The 17,573-nt window shown below is 37.1% G+C and carries 13 protein-coding genes, 1 other RNA gene and 1 pseudogene; 8 read left to right on the top strand and 7 right to left on the bottom strand.

Features of this window, described 5'->3' with window-relative positions:
- Nucleotides 1-5: 5 nt before the first annotated feature.
- The 4 genes and pseudogenes from hflC to V3565_RS05600 all read right to left on the bottom strand — a co-directional run bounded on the left by hflC (nucleotide 6) and on the right by V3565_RS05600 (nucleotide 3,510).
- The gene (gene hflC / locus V3565_RS05615) at nucleotides 6-941 is read right to left on the bottom strand and encodes a protease modulator HflC (protein ID WP_455478203.1); all 936 of its coding nucleotides are present in this window, start codon (nucleotides 939-941) and stop codon (nucleotides 6-8) included.
- Nucleotides 942-943: 2 nt separating this feature from the next.
- A pseudogene (gene hflK / locus V3565_RS05610) lies at nucleotides 944-2,088 on the bottom strand (FtsH protease activity modulator HflK).
- 121 nt (nucleotides 2,089-2,209) lie between these two features.
- Entirely contained in the window at nucleotides 2,210-2,719 is a 510-nt protein-coding gene (locus V3565_RS05605) for a dihydrofolate reductase (RefSeq protein ID WP_455478202.1), read from the bottom strand.
- Nucleotides 2,716-3,510, bottom strand: a complete 795-nt coding sequence (locus V3565_RS05600; RefSeq protein ID WP_455478201.1) for a thymidylate synthase — start codon at nucleotides 3,508-3,510, stop codon at nucleotides 2,716-2,718. The genes V3565_RS05605 and V3565_RS05600 overlap by 4 nt, the downstream gene beginning before the upstream one ends.
- 336 nt (nucleotides 3,511-3,846) lie before the next feature.
- Here V3565_RS05600 and V3565_RS05595 point away from each other — a divergent pair, with 336 nt between their 5' ends.
- The gene (locus V3565_RS05595) at nucleotides 3,847-5,154 is read left to right on the top strand and encodes an MFS family transporter (RefSeq protein WP_455478200.1); all 1,308 of its coding nucleotides are present in this window, start codon (nucleotides 3,847-3,849) and stop codon (nucleotides 5,152-5,154) included.
- Between the two features lie 77 nt (nucleotides 5,155-5,231).
- Here V3565_RS05595 and V3565_RS05590 read toward each other — a convergent pair whose 3' ends face one another.
- Complete coding sequence (locus V3565_RS05590; protein ID WP_455478199.1) at nucleotides 5,232-5,537, bottom strand: DUF2853 family protein; 306 nt, start codon at nucleotides 5,535-5,537, stop codon at nucleotides 5,232-5,234.
- A gap of 97 nt (nucleotides 5,538-5,634) precedes the next feature.
- Between V3565_RS05590 and ssrA the strand changes: the two genes are divergently transcribed.
- The 7 genes from ssrA (at nucleotide 5,635) to V3565_RS05555 (ending at nucleotide 13,569) form a co-directional block, all read left to right on the top strand.
- Nucleotides 5,635-5,991: a transfer-messenger RNA gene (ssrA, locus tag V3565_RS05585) on the top strand.
- A gap of 168 nt (nucleotides 5,992-6,159) precedes the next feature.
- Complete coding sequence (locus V3565_RS05580; RefSeq protein ID WP_455478198.1) at nucleotides 6,160-6,705, top strand: SspB family protein; 546 nt, start codon at nucleotides 6,160-6,162, stop codon at nucleotides 6,703-6,705.
- A gap of 89 nt (nucleotides 6,706-6,794) precedes the next feature.
- A complete protein-coding gene (locus V3565_RS05575; protein ID WP_455478197.1) occupies nucleotides 6,795-7,085 on the top strand; it encodes a ribbon-helix-helix domain-containing protein in 291 nt (96 codons plus the stop codon).
- 143 nt (nucleotides 7,086-7,228) lie between these two features.
- Complete coding sequence (locus V3565_RS05570) at nucleotides 7,229-9,571, top strand: ATP-dependent helicase (protein ID WP_455478196.1); 2,343 nt, start codon at nucleotides 7,229-7,231, stop codon at nucleotides 9,569-9,571.
- A gap of 679 nt (nucleotides 9,572-10,250) precedes the next feature.
- The gene (locus V3565_RS05565; RefSeq protein WP_455478195.1) at nucleotides 10,251-10,832 is read left to right on the top strand and encodes an SCO family protein; all 582 of its coding nucleotides are present in this window, start codon (nucleotides 10,251-10,253) and stop codon (nucleotides 10,830-10,832) included.
- A gap of 26 nt (nucleotides 10,833-10,858) precedes the next feature.
- Nucleotides 10,859-11,728, top strand: coding sequence for a 50S ribosomal protein L11 methyltransferase (locus V3565_RS05560; protein WP_455478194.1), 870 nt, complete (start codon nucleotides 10,859-10,861; stop codon nucleotides 11,726-11,728).
- A gap of 14 nt (nucleotides 11,729-11,742) precedes the next feature.
- Complete coding sequence (locus V3565_RS05555; RefSeq protein WP_455478193.1) at nucleotides 11,743-13,569, top strand: aminopeptidase P family protein; 1,827 nt, start codon at nucleotides 11,743-11,745, stop codon at nucleotides 13,567-13,569.
- Between the two features lie 70 nt (nucleotides 13,570-13,639).
- On the opposite strand, the gene ligA is transcribed toward V3565_RS05555, so the two are convergent.
- Nucleotides 13,640-15,799: an NAD-dependent DNA ligase LigA gene (gene ligA / locus V3565_RS05550; protein ID WP_455478192.1), complete on the bottom strand. Its 2,160-nt coding sequence runs from the start codon at nucleotides 15,797-15,799 to the stop codon at nucleotides 13,640-13,642.
- 100 nt (nucleotides 15,800-15,899) lie between these two features.
- Nucleotides 15,900-17,567: a DNA repair protein RecN gene (gene recN, locus V3565_RS05545; protein WP_455478191.1), complete on the bottom strand. Its 1,668-nt coding sequence runs from the start codon at nucleotides 17,565-17,567 to the stop codon at nucleotides 15,900-15,902.
- Between the last annotated feature and the right edge of the window lie 6 nt (nucleotides 17,568-17,573).

Genomic DNA, 17,573 nt, shown 5'->3' with positions numbered 1-17,573 from the left:
TTTATCTATTCTTTCACGGATTTTGGAGCAACATTATTAAGACCAGTGCCCATTACTGGCAAAGATATTCTATTTGATTGCGATGGATTACGAAAATAAAAGAAAAAATACTCGTTCGGAGAAATAACCATTGGGGTATGCTCTAAATTCTTGTACTGTTCCATCGCCAACCAAAAATCGTAAAAAGGTGGATTAGATTCTCTTGCATTTAATAAAAGACGAATACTTTCAGCTTGACCTTCACCACGAGTAATTTCAGCATCACGCTTTGCTGTTGCAACTATTTCTTCATATTCCCTATTAGCTTCTGCCACAATACGATCCCTTTCCTGCTGACCACGAGCACGAATATTTTCTGCTACAGCTTCACGTTCAGCAGCCATTTGGCGATATACATCTTCAGAAACAGCATCAGTCAAATCAGTTTTACGAATACGCACATCAACAATGGTAATACCCAGTGAACCTGCATCCACAGAAAACTGCCGCTGTACTTCAGCCATCATGATCCCACGTTCATCTGATAAAGCTGCCTTAAATTCTCTCTTACCATAAACAGCACGTAAAGCATCAATAAAGCGTGGTGCAAGATTTTCACGCGCAGCAATTTGCGGACGCCCAGATGCGATACGCTGCAAAAATAGCTTAGGATCTGTGATACGGTAAATAAAAAATGCATCCACTTCATAATAAGCACCACCACGAACCTGTACAGATTGTGTAGGAACATCATAACGTAACAGACGGTTATCAACAACAACCATCTTATCCAAAAATGGTATCTTCATATAGATACCAGGATTAGGCTCAACCTTAACAATTTGCCCAAAACGCTTAATCACCACCTGTTGACGAGGATAAACAATAAAAATGGACATCCATAAAGTCACAAGAACAAATACTATAATACTGAAACCAAATAAAAAACGAGATTGTTGCATAATCAGCGTCCTCCAGAAACGATAGAATTCACTGGTGATGCAGGACGCGATGATGTCGTCTTTACTTTTCCCAATGAACCACCATGCAGCAATTCACTCAGGGGTAAATAAGGCACCGCTGAAGAATTTGCTTGATCAAAAACCAACTTATTCGGTGAAGAAAGAATACGTCCCATCGTTTCCATATACAAGCGATAACGAGCAGCTTCTGGTGCAATTGCGGCTTCACGAGCTATAGCCCGAAAACGCTCTGCACGACCTGTTGCCTCTTCGACCATTTGCGCCTTTTCACCTTTTGCGATTTCCCGTGTACGTGAAGCCTCACCATTAGCTAAACCAATCTTATTGAAGCGTACACGATTTCCCTCTTCAATCATGCGACCACGCTCTTGTTCTGCTTGCTGAACAGAATTAAATGCAGCTGCAACCTTAGTAGGAGGAGCAGCTTCACTGATCGACACACGATTTATTTCAACACCAAGTTGATACTTATCTGCAGTCAACTGTATGATTTTTCTAACGTCATCTGCGACTTCTTCTTTCTTATCACGTAAAACATCATCGACTGGACGAGAACCAATAACTTCACGCATTGCACTCTCAGCAACTTGGCGCACTGTTCCTTCTTGATCACTTACATTGAATAAAAATTGGCTAGGACGTGAAATCCGATAATAAATAGAAAAATTGACATTAACAATATTCTGATCGCTTGAAAGCATCAAACCATCACTTTGTTGCATTTGACCAGATTGTCCACCTATTGCAATTGTTTTTTCCGTTAAAGGAACCTTCATATAGGTCTCAATTGGCCAAAAGTGAAAATGCAAACCATCCCCGATAATCTTTGATTTAGGAATTCCAAAACGTAACTCGACTGCTTGTTCATTTTGCTGCACAATATACATAGACTGGTACAACACCCAAAATACAGCAAATAAAAACAACAAAACAAAAAAACTACCCCTCCAAATTGCTTAAGCTGATCTTGTCCCTTACGCAAAATATCGTCAAGATTTGGATTATTATCGCCACTACCGTTACCACTAGAACCGAAGAGATTCTTAGCTGTAGTTTTTTTATCACTATTAGGCTTATTTTTATCAATATTCCAAGGGCCACCGCCATTTTGATTTGTCCAGGGCATAATCACCTCTTTTCATTCAGTATCATTAATAAATACCAATTCTTTACTTACATTTTACAGTGCATGTGATCATATCTGATCATAATGCAACTAATATGCTCTTTCCATCTAACTACAAAAACTATCTCCGCTCATAAACTACAAAACGTGTCGGATAACTGTCTTTATCTCCTTCTGGAATATATTGCATCTGCACGATAGTCCACTTTTCTTTATCAAAAACAGGAAAAAAACTATCACCTTCAATTGAATCCAAAATTTCCGTAAGGAATATCTTATCAGCAATATTCATCCCTTGTTGAAAAATTTCACCACCACCAATGATAAAAATTGCATCCGCACCATCTTGAAAAGCCAATTTTTTTGCAATGTGACAAGCCTGATTCAAAGAATGCGCAATAACAGCACCCTCAGCTGTAAAGGCACGATTACGGGTAACTACAATATTTTTTCGTCCTGGTAAAGGGCAACTAAGAGAATCCCAAGTCTTCCGTCCCATAATAACAGGTCTACCAAAAGTCAAAGATTTAAAGCGTTGCAAATCTGTTGATAAATGCCAAGGCATAGTACCTTTACAACCGATAACATTATTTCTTGCAACAGCTGCAATTAAATAAACTGGAAAAATCATACCGCTACTGCTGCCTTGATATGTGGTTGCGCTTCATAATTAAGTAATTTAAAATCCTGAAATTTGAAATAAAAAAGATTTCTTACCTCGGAATTTATTAATACAACTGGTAAAGCATTCGGTACACGAGACAATTGGCATCTAGCCTGTTCAAAATGGTTAGAATAGAGGTGTGCATCTCCAAGAACATGAATAAATTCACCTACTTGGAGTCCACTCACTTGTGCAATCATCATTGTTAATAACGCATAGGAAGCAATATTGAATGGAACACCTAAAAAAATATCTGCTGAACGCTGATAAAGCTGGCAAGATAATTTGCCATTTGCTACATAAAATTGAAAGAAACAATGACAAGGAGGCAGAGCCATTTCTTCTATCAAGGCAGGATTCCACGCAGATACAATTAACCGACGAGAATTAGGGTTTTCCTTAATCATAGTTAAAAGATTACTGATTTGATCAATATGACGGCCATCAGGAGCAGGCCAAGAACGCCACTGATAGCCATAAATAGGACCAAGATTACCTTTTTCATCAGCCCACTCGTCCCAAATAGACACGTTATTCTCCTGCAACCATGCAACATTTGTATCACCTCTAAGAAACCATAAAAGCTCATAAACAATGGAGTGAAAATGTAATTTTTTCGTTGTCAATAATGGAAACCCAGCCTGTAAATCAAACCGCATTTGATAACCAAAAACAGACCGCGTCCCAACACCAGTTCGATCTTCACGATCAATACCGTTATTTAAAACATGAGCTAAAAGATCTAGGTATATCTTCATAATAGCGTTCTAGCCCCAGTTTAACGTTTTAGATATACCTTTAACTTATAACTTAAAGTGTAAGCTAAAAGATCAAGGTATGCATTTGCACAACTGTTATAATTTCATAACTGTTATAATTTTGTAAACGTTATAACTTAAATCGACTTATTACAAATAAAATATCATTCATATCCCTTCCATATATCTTACTTACATCCCTTCTAGACATCTTACACAAAAAATTATCGTAATATGGATTAATTTTGATGACGAAAAAAATAAAATACTGTAAGTAACCTTTAAAAGACATAGGGGAATAGGATACACACATAAACATATCAAAGGGTTAGATTTATGGAGAATGAAGAAACTTTAGCGCCGCATGACACAAAAAAACGCATCCTAGCTATTATATCTAGTGCATCAGGTAACTTAGTAGAATGGTACGACTTCTATGTTTATTCCTTTACATCGATTTATTTTGCATCGCAATTCTTTCCCTCAGACGGTGATGTTGTTGCCCAACTTTTAAAAGCCGCAGGAGTTTTTGCTATTGGTTTTCTTATGCGACCAATAGGTGGATGGCTCTTCGGATATATTGCTGATCGTTATGGTCGTAAACGCTCCCTGCTCATCTCTGTTTTTATGATGTGTGGTGGCTCATTTCTGATTGCTATACTTCCAACCTACGAAACAATCGGAGTAGCAGCGGCAATTCTTTTACTTTTACTTAGAATGATGCAAGGACTTTCTGTTGGTGGTGAATATGGTACGACAGCAACGTACATGAGTGAGATTGCTCTCAAAAATCATAGGGGATTCTTTAGTTCTTTCCAATACACAACACTCATTGGCGGTCAACTTCTTGCAAGTTTTGTCATATTTATTTTAGCACTTTATCTTACAGAAGATCAATTAAAAGCATGGGGTTGGCGTATTCCATTTGCTATTGGTGGACTAGGAGCAATCGTCGCGATTTACCTTCGTCGTTCACTTCACGAAACAACAACCAAAGAGAGTCGTTCTAAAGAAAACACTGGTAGTCTTAGAGAACTTTTGCGCAACCACAGGAAAGCTTTTTTTCTAGTTATTGGTTTTACAGCTGGAGGGTCGCTTACATTTTACACATACACGACTTATATGCAGAAATATCTAATTACAACTACTGGATTCGATAAACACACAGCTACAACTATAATGACCGCTGCGCTCTTTGTTTTCATGTTAATTCAGCCTATATTTGGTGCTTTAGCTGATAAAATTGGAACAAAAGCTTTGCTTCTTATTTGGAGTATTTTGTCCATTATTTTTACAATTCCTGGGCTTTCATTAATTGGAAACACTGATGATACGTGGATTGCCCTATCAGCTATTATTGGCATGCTATGCATTATAAGCTTCTATACCTCTATCTCTGGTATAGTAAAAGCAGAAATGTTTCCTTCTTCTGTGCGAGCCATAGGAGTTGGGTTGTCTTATGCCATCGCTAATGCAATATTTGGTGGTTCTGCTGAAGCTGTGGCACTTGGATTAAAAGATATTGGGTACGGATCAGTCTTCTATTTTTACATAACAGGCATGATGATTATTGCATTTATTGCGATTTGCTTTATGCCAGATGCTCGAAAAGAGGGATATCTCCAAGGAGATGATATCCATTAACTTTTTCATATTAGACAAAAAAGCCCAATATATTGGGCTTTTTTACTTAATTATATACAATGCAGTTTTTATACAGTTTATAATTTATCAAGTTTACCTAATTGTTTAGCTACTAAATAATAAAAAGTCATGCGGCTTTTTCTTCGATTTTCAGACATTATATCTGTAACTTTTGAAACAGCTATTTTAGCGCTCTGCTCATCAGTACCTAATACATTTTGCACCCATTTTTCAACACGCTCTAACTCTTTTGGATCTGATGTAGCAACCAACGATGCATCCTGCTTACCCATTACTAAAGTTAAACGATGACTAAGTCGCTTTATAGCATCTTCATCAGGATTTGGATCGTATAATTTAATATCTGCTAAATCATTTGTCATTCTGCAACACCCCTTATCCAAGAATGAATGGTTGCACCTTACAACCACATAATATCATTTAATAAATAACTAGAGGATTTAAAATATTAACAACCCCCCCCTTTTCTAAAGGCTGTTCTTCATCTATATTCAAGAAGCTGGCTTACCAGCTATGGTAATAAATGGACAATGAAATAAACTTATTGGACCCGGGGGCGGTACCCGGCGCCTCCACCAAAATATAAAAAATAAAAATTATATTTTGGTGGGGGCGAAATAGGATCGACAAGAGTGTAAAGATTGCTCTTTTACTCGGCATAGTACCACCGTTATCGGACTAAATCAGTAGTTGCAAATGACAACTATGCGGAAGCACGTCTCGCTGCTTAATGCAGTGCGAATGTTTCAAATTAAGCCTTAAACCGTCGCAGGTTTAAGCGGGGTCCGGAGGCACCTGGCAACAGAAGCCTTCACTTTTATAAGTATTATTAATTGATCTTTCAGATATTATTTGCCATAAGGTTTCATTTTTTTATTAATTTAGGTGTACCATAGACACAATATTGCTAAATTAAAGAAACATTTCATTGCACAATATCATTCATCGTTTAACTGCTGTGTAAAGTAAAAGGAATAAATTTCTATGGTTCAAGATCAAATCCGTTACGATATTCTCGTTCAGGATGCGCTTCGTGGAGTTATCCGTAAAGTTTTATCGGAAGTTGCCGAGGCAGGTCTTCCAGACAACCACCATTTTTTTATTACTTTTTTAACAAATGCACCAGGAATAAAAATTTCTCCACGACTTAAAAGCCGCTATCCAGAGCAAATGACGATCGTATTACAACATCAATTTAGAGATTTAAGTGTATCAGAAACTGCTTTTGAGGTAACACTTTCTTTTAAAGAAATTAACGAAAAATTAGTGATTCCTTTTACCTCTATCCAAGTATTTTATGACCCTGTAGCAGCATTTGAAGCAGCATTTGACTTACCTTCAAATCTCACATCTAGAGAGAAAAAGAATTCAAAAAATACTTCATCCACACCTGTCACCCTATCAGATACACAAAAAAAGGAAAACATATTCAAAAAAGAACAAAATATAAAAACAGACAATAAATCACCGAACAACGATGTTAAACAAAGTGCTGATGTTGTTTCCTTGGATTCTTTTCGCAAAAAATAGATAAATCTGCCTATGGATAAATCCATTAAACTTCATCAATTAATAAAGAGTACATAAAATAATCGTTGATTAAACAAGAGCGGAATAGAATGCAGACAAACGATCCTATTAATTGGTCAAAAGCTATTCCGCGAAAAATATCTATCCGTATTAACAAGCACTCAACGAGTGTATCTTTAGAACAACCATTTCTGGAAATTCTAAAAGCCATAGCACGTAAAGAAGGACGATCTTTAACCTTTATCATCACCAACATTGATAAACAAAAACCACAGCATGTGAATCTTTCAGCTGCATTACGCATTTATGTTCTTCATAATGTTCTTACTCAAGATATTTGTACCAAATATTCAATAGAAGAAGTGTCTCCCAAAACATAATGTATGTTAAATCATCTGCAATATTCATTTTTGTTTTTTTATGATCTTTATCTCCTTATTTAAACAAAAATTGCATATCCTTTTAAAGAAAAATGTTTTTAGACCTAGCACTCAAATCAAAAAAATACTACACAAAGAACATAATGAGTAATTTTTCTAATCACATATCATTCTGCGAAGATGAGTCTTCTATTCTTGGATGCGAGAATAGTTCTAAGTTAACTTCCTATATTACGGCAGCAGCAAAGGAAGAAGAAGCGCAATGTGATTTGAATTATTTAAAGAAACTGAATTCGGAACAACAACAAGCAGTTATGAGGACAGAAGGGGCTCTTTTGGTTCTTGCTGGAGCTGGGACTGGGAAAACATGTGTTCTAACTACCCGCATTTCTCATATTTTACACTCTGGTCTTGCATCTCCTCAGCAAATACTAGCTGTAACTTTTACCAATAAAGCAGCGCGAGAAATGAAAATGCGTATCTGTGAGCTTATTGGTGAAACGGTCGAGGGAATGACTTGGATTGGAACTTTTCACTCCATTGGTGCGAAAATTTTGCGGCGCCATGCAGAATTTGTTAATTTGAAAAGTAATTTTACAATTCTCAACAACGATGATGTTATCCACCTCCTAAAACAGCTCATTCAAGCTAAAGGATTGGATGATAAGCGCTGGCCAGCGCGTAATTTTGCAATGTTAGTTGATGCTTGGAAAAATCAAGGGCTTTCACCAGAACAAATTTCAGAAAGTGAAGCATATTCTTTTGGAAACGGCATGGGACGCGAACTTTATCAAAGTTATCAAAACCGGTTAAAGAGTCTTAATGCTTGTGATTTTGGCGATCTTCTACTTCATTCTATCTCTATTTTTCAACATAATCCAGATATTCTCCGTGAATATCATTCAAAATTTCACTATATTCTTGTAGATGAATACCAAGATACGAATACAGCACAATATCTTTGGCTGCGCCTTTTAGCACAACAGCCCAAAGGACAGCAAGTTAATCTTTGCTGTGTCGGAGATGATGATCAATCCATTTATGGGTGGCGTGGTGCTAAAATCGATAACATATTACGCTTTGAAAGAGATTTTCCCTCTGCGAAAATTATTCGTTTAGAGCGCAATTATCGGTCAACATCGCATATTCTTAAAACTGCTTCTCATCTTATTTCGCATAATCAAGGGAGACTCGGAAAAGTTCTCTTTTCTGATAAAATAAATACCGAAGAAGAAAAAGTTAAAATTCATTCAGCATGGGATTCACAAGAAGAAGCGCGCGCAATCGGAGAGAAAATTGAACAAGCACAACAAAATGGTCATTCATTAAATCATATAGCTATATTAGTAAGAGCATCTTTTCAGATGCGTGAATTTGAAGATCGCTTTGTAACCCTTGGTCTTAATTATCGTGTTATTGGTGGTCCCCGTTTTTATGAACGGATGGAAATACGTGATGCCATGGCTTATTTTCGTGTTGTTATCCAACCAGAAGATGACTTAGCTTTTGAACGTATTATCAATACACCTAAACGCGGTTTGGGAGACGCAACTCTACGCACTCTTTATGCGAGTGCGCGAGCACGTTCTATTCCTCTCTTTACTGCTGCAGCTGAAATAATTGAGACAGACGAGCTAAAACCTAAAGCACGCAATGCCTTACGGAATATTGTTGAAAATTTTCATCGTTGGCAGAATATGCTACAAGCTACACCTCATAAAGAGCTTGCCGAAATAATTCTTGATGATTCAGGCTATACAGCTATGTGGTTAGAAGATCGCTCACCAGAAGCGCCAACACGGTTAGAAAATCTCAAAGAGATGATCCGATCTATGGAACAATTTGAAAGCCTTCATAGCTTTTTAGAACATGTTGCATTGGTTATGGACTCTGAAAGTAATGAAAATATGGATGCAGTCAACATCATGACTCTTCACGCAGCCAAAGGACTTGAGTTTGAAACAGTATTTCTTCCTGGTTGGGAAGAAGGCCTCTTTCCTCATCAACGCTCATTAGATGAAGGTGGTCGTTTAGGATTAGAAGAAGAACGACGATTAGCTTATGTGGGGCTGACAAGAGCAAAAAAACACCTGCATATATGGTTTGTGTCTAATCGAAGAGTTCATGGGTTTTGGCAATCTACAACTCCCTCCCGTTTTCTTAATGAACTGCCAGAAGAACATATAGAAGTAATAAAAACAGAAGCATTTTATGATAGCTATGGAAAATCACACTTGAAACATCAAAATCCCTCTTATAATGATAATCCAACATCAAAATGGAATTGTGAACGAAAAAATATTGAAAAAAACATATTCTCTCAATCAATCTCCAATACATCATTAAAATTTTTAATAAATGATCGAGTTTTTCACATAAAATTCGGTTATGGGTGTGTCACAGCAGTAGACGATAATAAGTTAACTATTATGTTCGATAAAGCTGGAGAGAAGCGTGTTCTTGATAACTTTGTAACCAAAGCTTAGCAACAAACACGACAAGCCTTTCTTTAATCTAAAAGAAAACCTGTTTTTTACTTTGGACACTACTTCTACATATCCTAATTAATGTTTTTTGAATAACGTATTATGAACTTTTATGTCTCAAAATATCTAAATCAGCTTATCTTGGATCATATATCCACAACCACCCTCTAAAAATTATCATAATGACTGCACTAGATACATTATAACAGCCTCAGCTCCGATGATTACACTACATCCAACCGTTATCAAAAACACAATCACTAAACCACGTTAAATTCATACGTTATGCCACACTCTATTCCGAAATTGTGGTATAAAATCATCTAAGATATTAGCATATAATGAAATGCAATAAAATAAAACACCCTATAGCGTTGAGACACCTCACTGTTATACTCCAAATAATTTCTCCTATTAGCTGAATCACATAAAAACTGTCCATTCATCAATTTTCTATGCAGTATCCTCATTTGCAACTATACAGTTATATTATTTATTGGTGTAAAAAGCAGCATTATAACATCAAAGATATTTCCGAATATTCTTTTATCTTTCTACAATTCATCAATGTAAAGTAACAAACATGCCACAACCAAGCAAACAAAATAAGCTATAAACAAAGATTGCAAAACCAACCTATGAATGCTACAATTCTTTGGTACTTTAAGAAGGTTAAGTTATGAAAAATGTAATTCGCATCTTGGTGCTAACAATCATATTTCTTGCTGGTGTTTTTATCTATGATGCGTTAGAAAATAGGCCTATAGGTGAAAGTTTTACACTCATTGATTCTAATGGTAGAATTGTTACTGAGGCTGATATTCGTAGCAAACCTTCAGCTATTTTCTTCGGCTTCACTATGTGCCCTGAGAGTTGCCCTGTTACGCTAACTAATCTTGATCGATGGCTTACAGAGCTTGGATCGGATGCTGATAAATTGGGGATATGGTTTGTCACTGTTGATCCTGAGCGCGATACACCAGAGGTTCTTCATAATTATCTTAATAATTTTAATAATAAAATTATTGGTATTAGTGGAGACCCTGAAAAAGTTCATAAAATGGTATCTTCTTTTAAAATCTTTTCAAAAAAAATACCTGGGGACAATGGTAATTATACCTATGAGCATACAGCTGCAATCTTCTTACTTAAAAAAGGTGGAAAGTTAGCTAACACTATTCCTTATAAAATTGAAGAAAGCAGTGATGAATTACAAGATGATATTGCCATTAGGCGGCTTAAGAAACTCATCGCAAACTAAGCAAAGCTTTTTAAAGAAAGGGCAGGATGTCACAACAGATTCGCCTATATTATACTGCTTTCAAAAACGAAGCAGAACGATGTTATGACCTTATGGAAACAGCCTTTGAAGAAAAAGGATATCCTCTTGCTCTTGTAGAAATAGATGAAAAAGATGCTGTATATGAACTTTCACTTTATATAGATAAAGAAAGCCAAGAGTATGCTTCAGAGTGTTTTGCGCGCATCCTTGCTGTAGATATCAGTCAAATTAATATAGAAATTTTGCCAGATATTGATTGGGTCAAACAAAGTCTTGAAGGACTAACACCCGTACATTCTGGTCCTTTTTTTCTTCATGGAAGCCATAACCGAAATCATATTCCTCCTAATGTTTTACCCATTGAAATTGATGCTAATCAAGCTTTTGGTACAGGACATCATGGAACAACATCCGGATGTTTGGAAATGATTGCTAAAGTGATGCAAAATGAAAATCCACAAAATGCCTTTGATCTTGGTACTGGAAGCGGAGTATTAGCCATTGGTATCGCAATGCTTAAGCCTATTTCTGTACTGGCATCTGATATCGACCCAGTTGCTATCCAAGTGGCACAACACAATATACAGCTAAATGGTGTTAAAAAATATATCACAGCTGTGACAGCAGCAAATCTTGACCATAAACAAATTACATCCCGTGCACCTTTTGATCTCATTGTTGCCAATATCCTTGCCAACCCTCTCATTGAACTTGCCAACAAAATAGTACCAATACTTCAAAAAGGTGGAGCACTCATATTATCTGGAATCCTTGAAGAACAACATGACTATGTTCTAGATGCTTATATAAAACAGGGTCTAACACATATTGAAACATACCACCGTCAAGGATGGGTTACTATACATATGAAATAAAAAAGGACGTTATTATGTACCAGTCTTTTGAGGCAACAACAAATCCAGCCTATTCTGAAGAACGCATTTCTGCCCTCCGTAAAAAACTTAATCATCTCGGAGTAGATGGCTTTTTAATTCCACGTGCAGACGAACATCAAGGGGAATATGTCCCTCCACATGCTCAACGACTTAGTTGGATAACTGGATTCACTGGTTCATCTGGTATCGCATTAATTTTAAAAGATAAGGCTGTTATATTCACAGATGGACGCTATAAAATTCAAGTTCGCCAACAAACTGACTCTCGTATTTTTGATTATGAAGATCTAGCAACTTGCTCACCATCTCAGTGGTTTGAAAAAAGTAAGCAAAAGCTTTCTATTGGCTTCGATCCGTGGCTTCACACTATTGCTGCCACAGATTCATTGAAACAAGCATTAGAATTGCAATCAGGTGGAAAACTTATAGCAATTCACCCCAATCCCGTTGATCTTATCTGGCATAATCAACCACAATTACCGCAGTCTGCATTGTCAATTCATCCTCTAAAATATGCAGGATGCAATACTGATGAAAAGCTAACATTAGTTCGCAAAAATATACAACAAGCTAATGCAGATGCTTTTATTTTTACAGATCCTTCATCTATTGCATGGTTATTCAATATACGTGGCAATGATGTTTCTAACACACCTTTTATTCTTTGTTTTGCTATTATTTCAATCACAGAAATGCCAACTTTATTCATTGATAATAAAAAACTTGGCATAGAACAAAAGCAATATCTGCAAAGATATGCGCAATTATATGAACCAGAACAGCTTATTTCAAAAATGAAGGATTATATTCAAAAAGGAACAGCTTTTGCTTTAGACCCATATCTAACATGCGAAAAGTTACGCACTGTTATTGAAGCAGAAGGCAGCTCTTTCATTAAGATGACCGATCCTGTTGCCTTACCACGTGCTATTAAAAATAATATAGAATTAAATGGCGCACGCAATGCACATTTGCGTGACGGTGTAGCACTTATTCGTTTTTTTTCTTGGCTGGATAAACAAACACCTAGCAGCATAAGCGAAATTTTTGCTGCCCAAAAATTAGAAGAATACCGCATAATAACAGCAAAAGAAATGGGAGAAGAACTTGCAGATTTGTCTTTTGATACAATCTCAGCAGCAGGAGCAAATGGTGCAATTATTCATTATCGCGTAACTACTGAAACAAATAAACAACTAAATGATGGTGAGCTCTATCTTATTGATTCAGGTGGACAATATCGCGATGGAACAACAGATATCACGCGTACAGTAGCAATTGGGAATATTGGAGAAGAAGAAAAACGTTGTTTTACTCTTGTCCTAAAAGGTATGATTTCTCTTTCAACTGCACGATTTCCAAAAGGCACTCGCGGACAAGACATTGATGTACTGGCGCGCATCGCACTGTGGAAGAATGGTTTTGATTATGCACATGGCACTGGTCATGGAGTTGGATCTTATCTATCTGTTCATGAAGGTCCACAGAATCTTTCACGTCATGGAAGCCAAGAACTTGTACCCGGAATGATTATTTCAAATGAACCGGGATATTACCGTGAAGGCGTTTTTGGTATTCGTATTGAAAATCTAATGATCGTAAAACCAGCAGAAAAAATTACTGATGGTGGCATAGATATGCTTTCATTTGAAACATTGACAAACTGCCCCATTGATAAGAGATTAATCCTTCCAGATCTTTTAACATCACAGGAACGACAATGGCTCAATGATTATCATGCTCACGTTTATCACGTTAATGCGCCATACTTAAACGAAGAAGATAAAAAATGGGCGAAAGAGGCAACTATGCCTCTTTAAATTAACCAATATAAAATACCTTTTTACTTTTCTTATAAAATACTAACCATTATATTTAAAAGAAAAAATCCTAAATATAATGCCCATCAATGAGCTGTAACCAAGTTTTTTCATCCATAACATCAATGCCTAGCTTTTGTGCTTTGACCAATTTCGATCCGGTTCCAATTCCTGTAACAAGCAAATCAGTTTTTTTAGAAATAGAACCGGACGTCTTTGCACCTAGACGTTCTGCTAATGTTTTCGCTTCATCACGTGACATATGCTCCAAAGTTCCTGTAAAAACGATTGTCTTTCCTGCTATCGGCGAAGAATCTGTCATCACGTGCTCTTCATGAAGAAATGTTATTTCTTTAAATAAAGAAGATAAAATATTGCGATTATGTTCTTCTCGATAAAAATCAATAATTGCTCTGCCTACACGAGGTCCAATCCCTTCAATATTAGTAAGCTCTATCCAATCTTCATTTCCTTCTTTATTCATCCTATTACACGGCATAATAGCTGATGTTACTGCAGTTTCAAAAGAAATATAATTGTGATAAGCACGTGCAAGACGTCGTGCATTCACTTCTCCAACATGACGAATTCCTAATGCAAACAAAAAACGGCTTAAAGAAATTTGTCGACGAGCATTAATAGCATCATAAAGTTTACGAACTGAAACAGTACCAAAACCTTCCATATTTTCTAAACGGGTCAAAGATTTTTCTTGGCGTCGTTGTAAAGTAAAAATATCAGCTGGTGTATGAATACAAAGTGTCTCATCTTGAATATGAAAAAAGAACTCCACCTGTTTTTTACCAAATCCTTCAATATCAAAAGCATTACGCGAAACAAAATGACAAATACGTTCAATCGCTTGTGCTGGACAAATAAGTCCACCAGTACATCGACGCACAGCTTCATCTATCTCACGAACAGCATAACTTCCACAAGATGGACATAAATGAGGGAAAACAAAAGCAGGCAAATTTAGAGGACGCTTTTCAGGAATAATATCAACAATTTGGGGAATAACATCACCAGCACGCTGTACAATCACCGTATCACCCACACGGATATCACGCCCTTCACGAATGGTTTCACCTTTATGACCAATCCCCTTAATATAATCTTCATTATGCAAACTTGCATTGGTAACCACTACCCCCCCAATGGTAATAGGTGAAAGACGTGCAACAGGAGTTAATGCTCCTGTTCTACCTACTTGAATATCAATACCTTCCAAAAGAGCTATTGCTTTTTCTGCGGGAAATTTATGTGCAACTGCCCAACGTGGCGAACGAGATACAAATCCCAAACGCATTTGTAGCACCAAATCATTAATTTTATAAACAACCCCATCAATATCATAGCTTAAAGAATAACGACTCTTTTCGATATCATGATAATATGCAAGAATCTCTTCTACTGTCTTAAAAACTTTTGTTAATGGATTGATAACAAAGCCATATTCTTTTAACTTTTTTATCATTCCCATTTGGCTTTTTGCTGGCATTTCACTTACTTCACCCCAAGCATAAGCAAAAAATTTAAGCTTTCTGCTGGCAGTTACTCGTGAATCAAGCTGACGCAAAGAACCGGCTGCAGCATTCCTAGGATTAGAAAAAATCAATTTCCCTTCTCTTTGATGATTCATATTGAGAACTTGGAAATCCTCCCGCCTCATATAAACCTCACCACGAATTTCTATAATATCAGGAAAATTACCCTGCAAAACTTTGGGAATATCAGAAATCGTCCGCGCATTCATTGTGACATTCTCACCTACGTACCCATCACCACGCGTTGCAGCACACACAAGCCTTCCTTTTTCATAACGCAAAGATAAGGATAAACCATCAATCTTTGGCTCAGCTGTCATCTCTAATATCTGTGTTTTTGGAAATCGTAAAAAGCGACGAATGCGCGCAACAAATTCACTAACATCTTCAGAACTAAAAGCGTTATCAAGAGAAAGCATTGCCTGTGTATGAACAGACTTTTCAAATTTCTCAGAAACCGGTGCACCAATTCTATATGAAGGAGAATCTGCACGAATTAACTCGGGAAACAGAGCTTCAATCTCTGCATTGCGACGACGAAGAGCATCATATTGTGCATCAGAAATTTCAGGTTGATCATTGTTATTATAAAGAACATCATGACGTGCTATTTCTTTTGCTAACCACTCCAACTCTCTTTCTGCTTCAAGAGCAGTTAAATTTTTTATTACGTTCTTATCCATAAACCTCATTCAAAATCGTATATCAAAACTGTACGATTTCTTAACTCCAATTTTTCTCAAGAAAATTTAAATGCATATAATATGTGCAATCAATATTTCATCACATCTGTGCTAAAAGCTTCTTAGCCGCCGCACGTGCCTCCTCAGTAATCTGTTCTCCTGCTAACATACGCGCAATTTCCTCTTCACGCTCATGCTCTTCCATTCTATGAACAGCTGTAATGAAATACCCTTCATCGACATTTTCAATTTTTGAAATAAGAAAATGACTATTCGCTTTAGATGCCACCTGCGGCGCGTGCGTAATAGCAAAAACTTGAACATTTTCTGATAAACGCTGCAATCTTTGCCCGATAGCAGCTGCAACAGCCCCACCAACCCCAGTATCAATTTCATCAAAGATCAACGTAGGAGCTGATCCACGATCAGATAAAACAACCTTTAATGCCAATAAAAAACGAGACAGTTCACCACCAGAAACCACGCTAAGCATCGGCCCAGCCCGTGTTTTAGGATTTGTTCGAACCCAATATTCAATACGATCTATACCATCTGCACTGCGTTGTTCAGCATCACTCTGTATTTCAACTATGAATTCTGCCTTTTCTAATTTCAATTCAGGTAACTCGATCATAACGCGCTCAGATAAGCGATTTGCTGCTTCTCGACGTTTTATTGATAGTGATTGAGCCAATGTATCATAGTTTTTTTTTGCTTTCCGCACCTCATCTTCAAAATGCGCCAACGTGTTCTTAGCCTCTTCAAAATCAGCAAGCTCAGCATCCATTTTATCACGCAATTGAGCTAATTCATCCACGGAAACATGATATTTACGAGCAAAACCACGAAGAGAAAAAAGTCGTTCTTCTATCCGCTCCAGTTCACCAGCATCAAAATCCAATGCCTGCATTGCTAATTTAATATCATCTTGTGCTGTTGCAAGTGCATGCAACGCATCATCAAGAGACTTTACTACAGGTGCAATCATATCTTGCGCCTCAGGAATTTTCCTTTCTAGACGTCTAACCAAATTGGAAAGAACAGGAATTGGTGATTTTGAACCGCCTAAGAGATCATCAGCCTCCTTAATATCTGTCGCTACCTTTTCTAATCTAAGCATATCTCCACGACGAAGAGATAATGCATTTTCTTCACCAACTTGAAAATCGAGCCTATCAAGCTCTTCTACACACGCACGAAGATAATCAGCCTCACGCACAGCATATTCCACTTTAGTACGCTGTTGTTGCAAACGCTCTTCAAATTTACGCCATACCTGATAATGCCGACGCAAATTCTCTGTTTCATCTTCAAGCCCGGCAAAAGCATCTAATAGTTGGCGATGCGTAGCAATATCAAAAAATGCACGATCATCGTGCTGTCCATGAATTTCAACCAACATACGTCCAACATCACGCATTAACGCAACACTAGCCACTTGATCATTAATAAAAACACGGCTACGACCATCACTCGACTGAATTCGTCGTAAAATAATATCACCCTCATCATCCAAACCATTTGCACGGATAAGATGACGCACAGGATGTGAAATAGATACATCAAATACAGCTGTCACCTGCCCTTGTGCGGCACCATGACGCACAAGAGAAGAATCACCACGACTACCAAGAGCCAACGATAAAGCATCAAGTAAAATAGACTTCCCAGCACCGGTTTCCCCAGTTAAAACTGATAAACCCGCCGTAAAATTAATCTCAAGCGTTTCGATCAAGACGATATTATGAATCGAAAGCTGTGTCAGCATATAGAA

This window comes from Bartonella sp. B10 (genome assembly GCF_053794435.1).
Note: the sequence above shows the minus strand (reverse complement) of the source record. Positions and strands in the feature narration are given on the sequence as shown.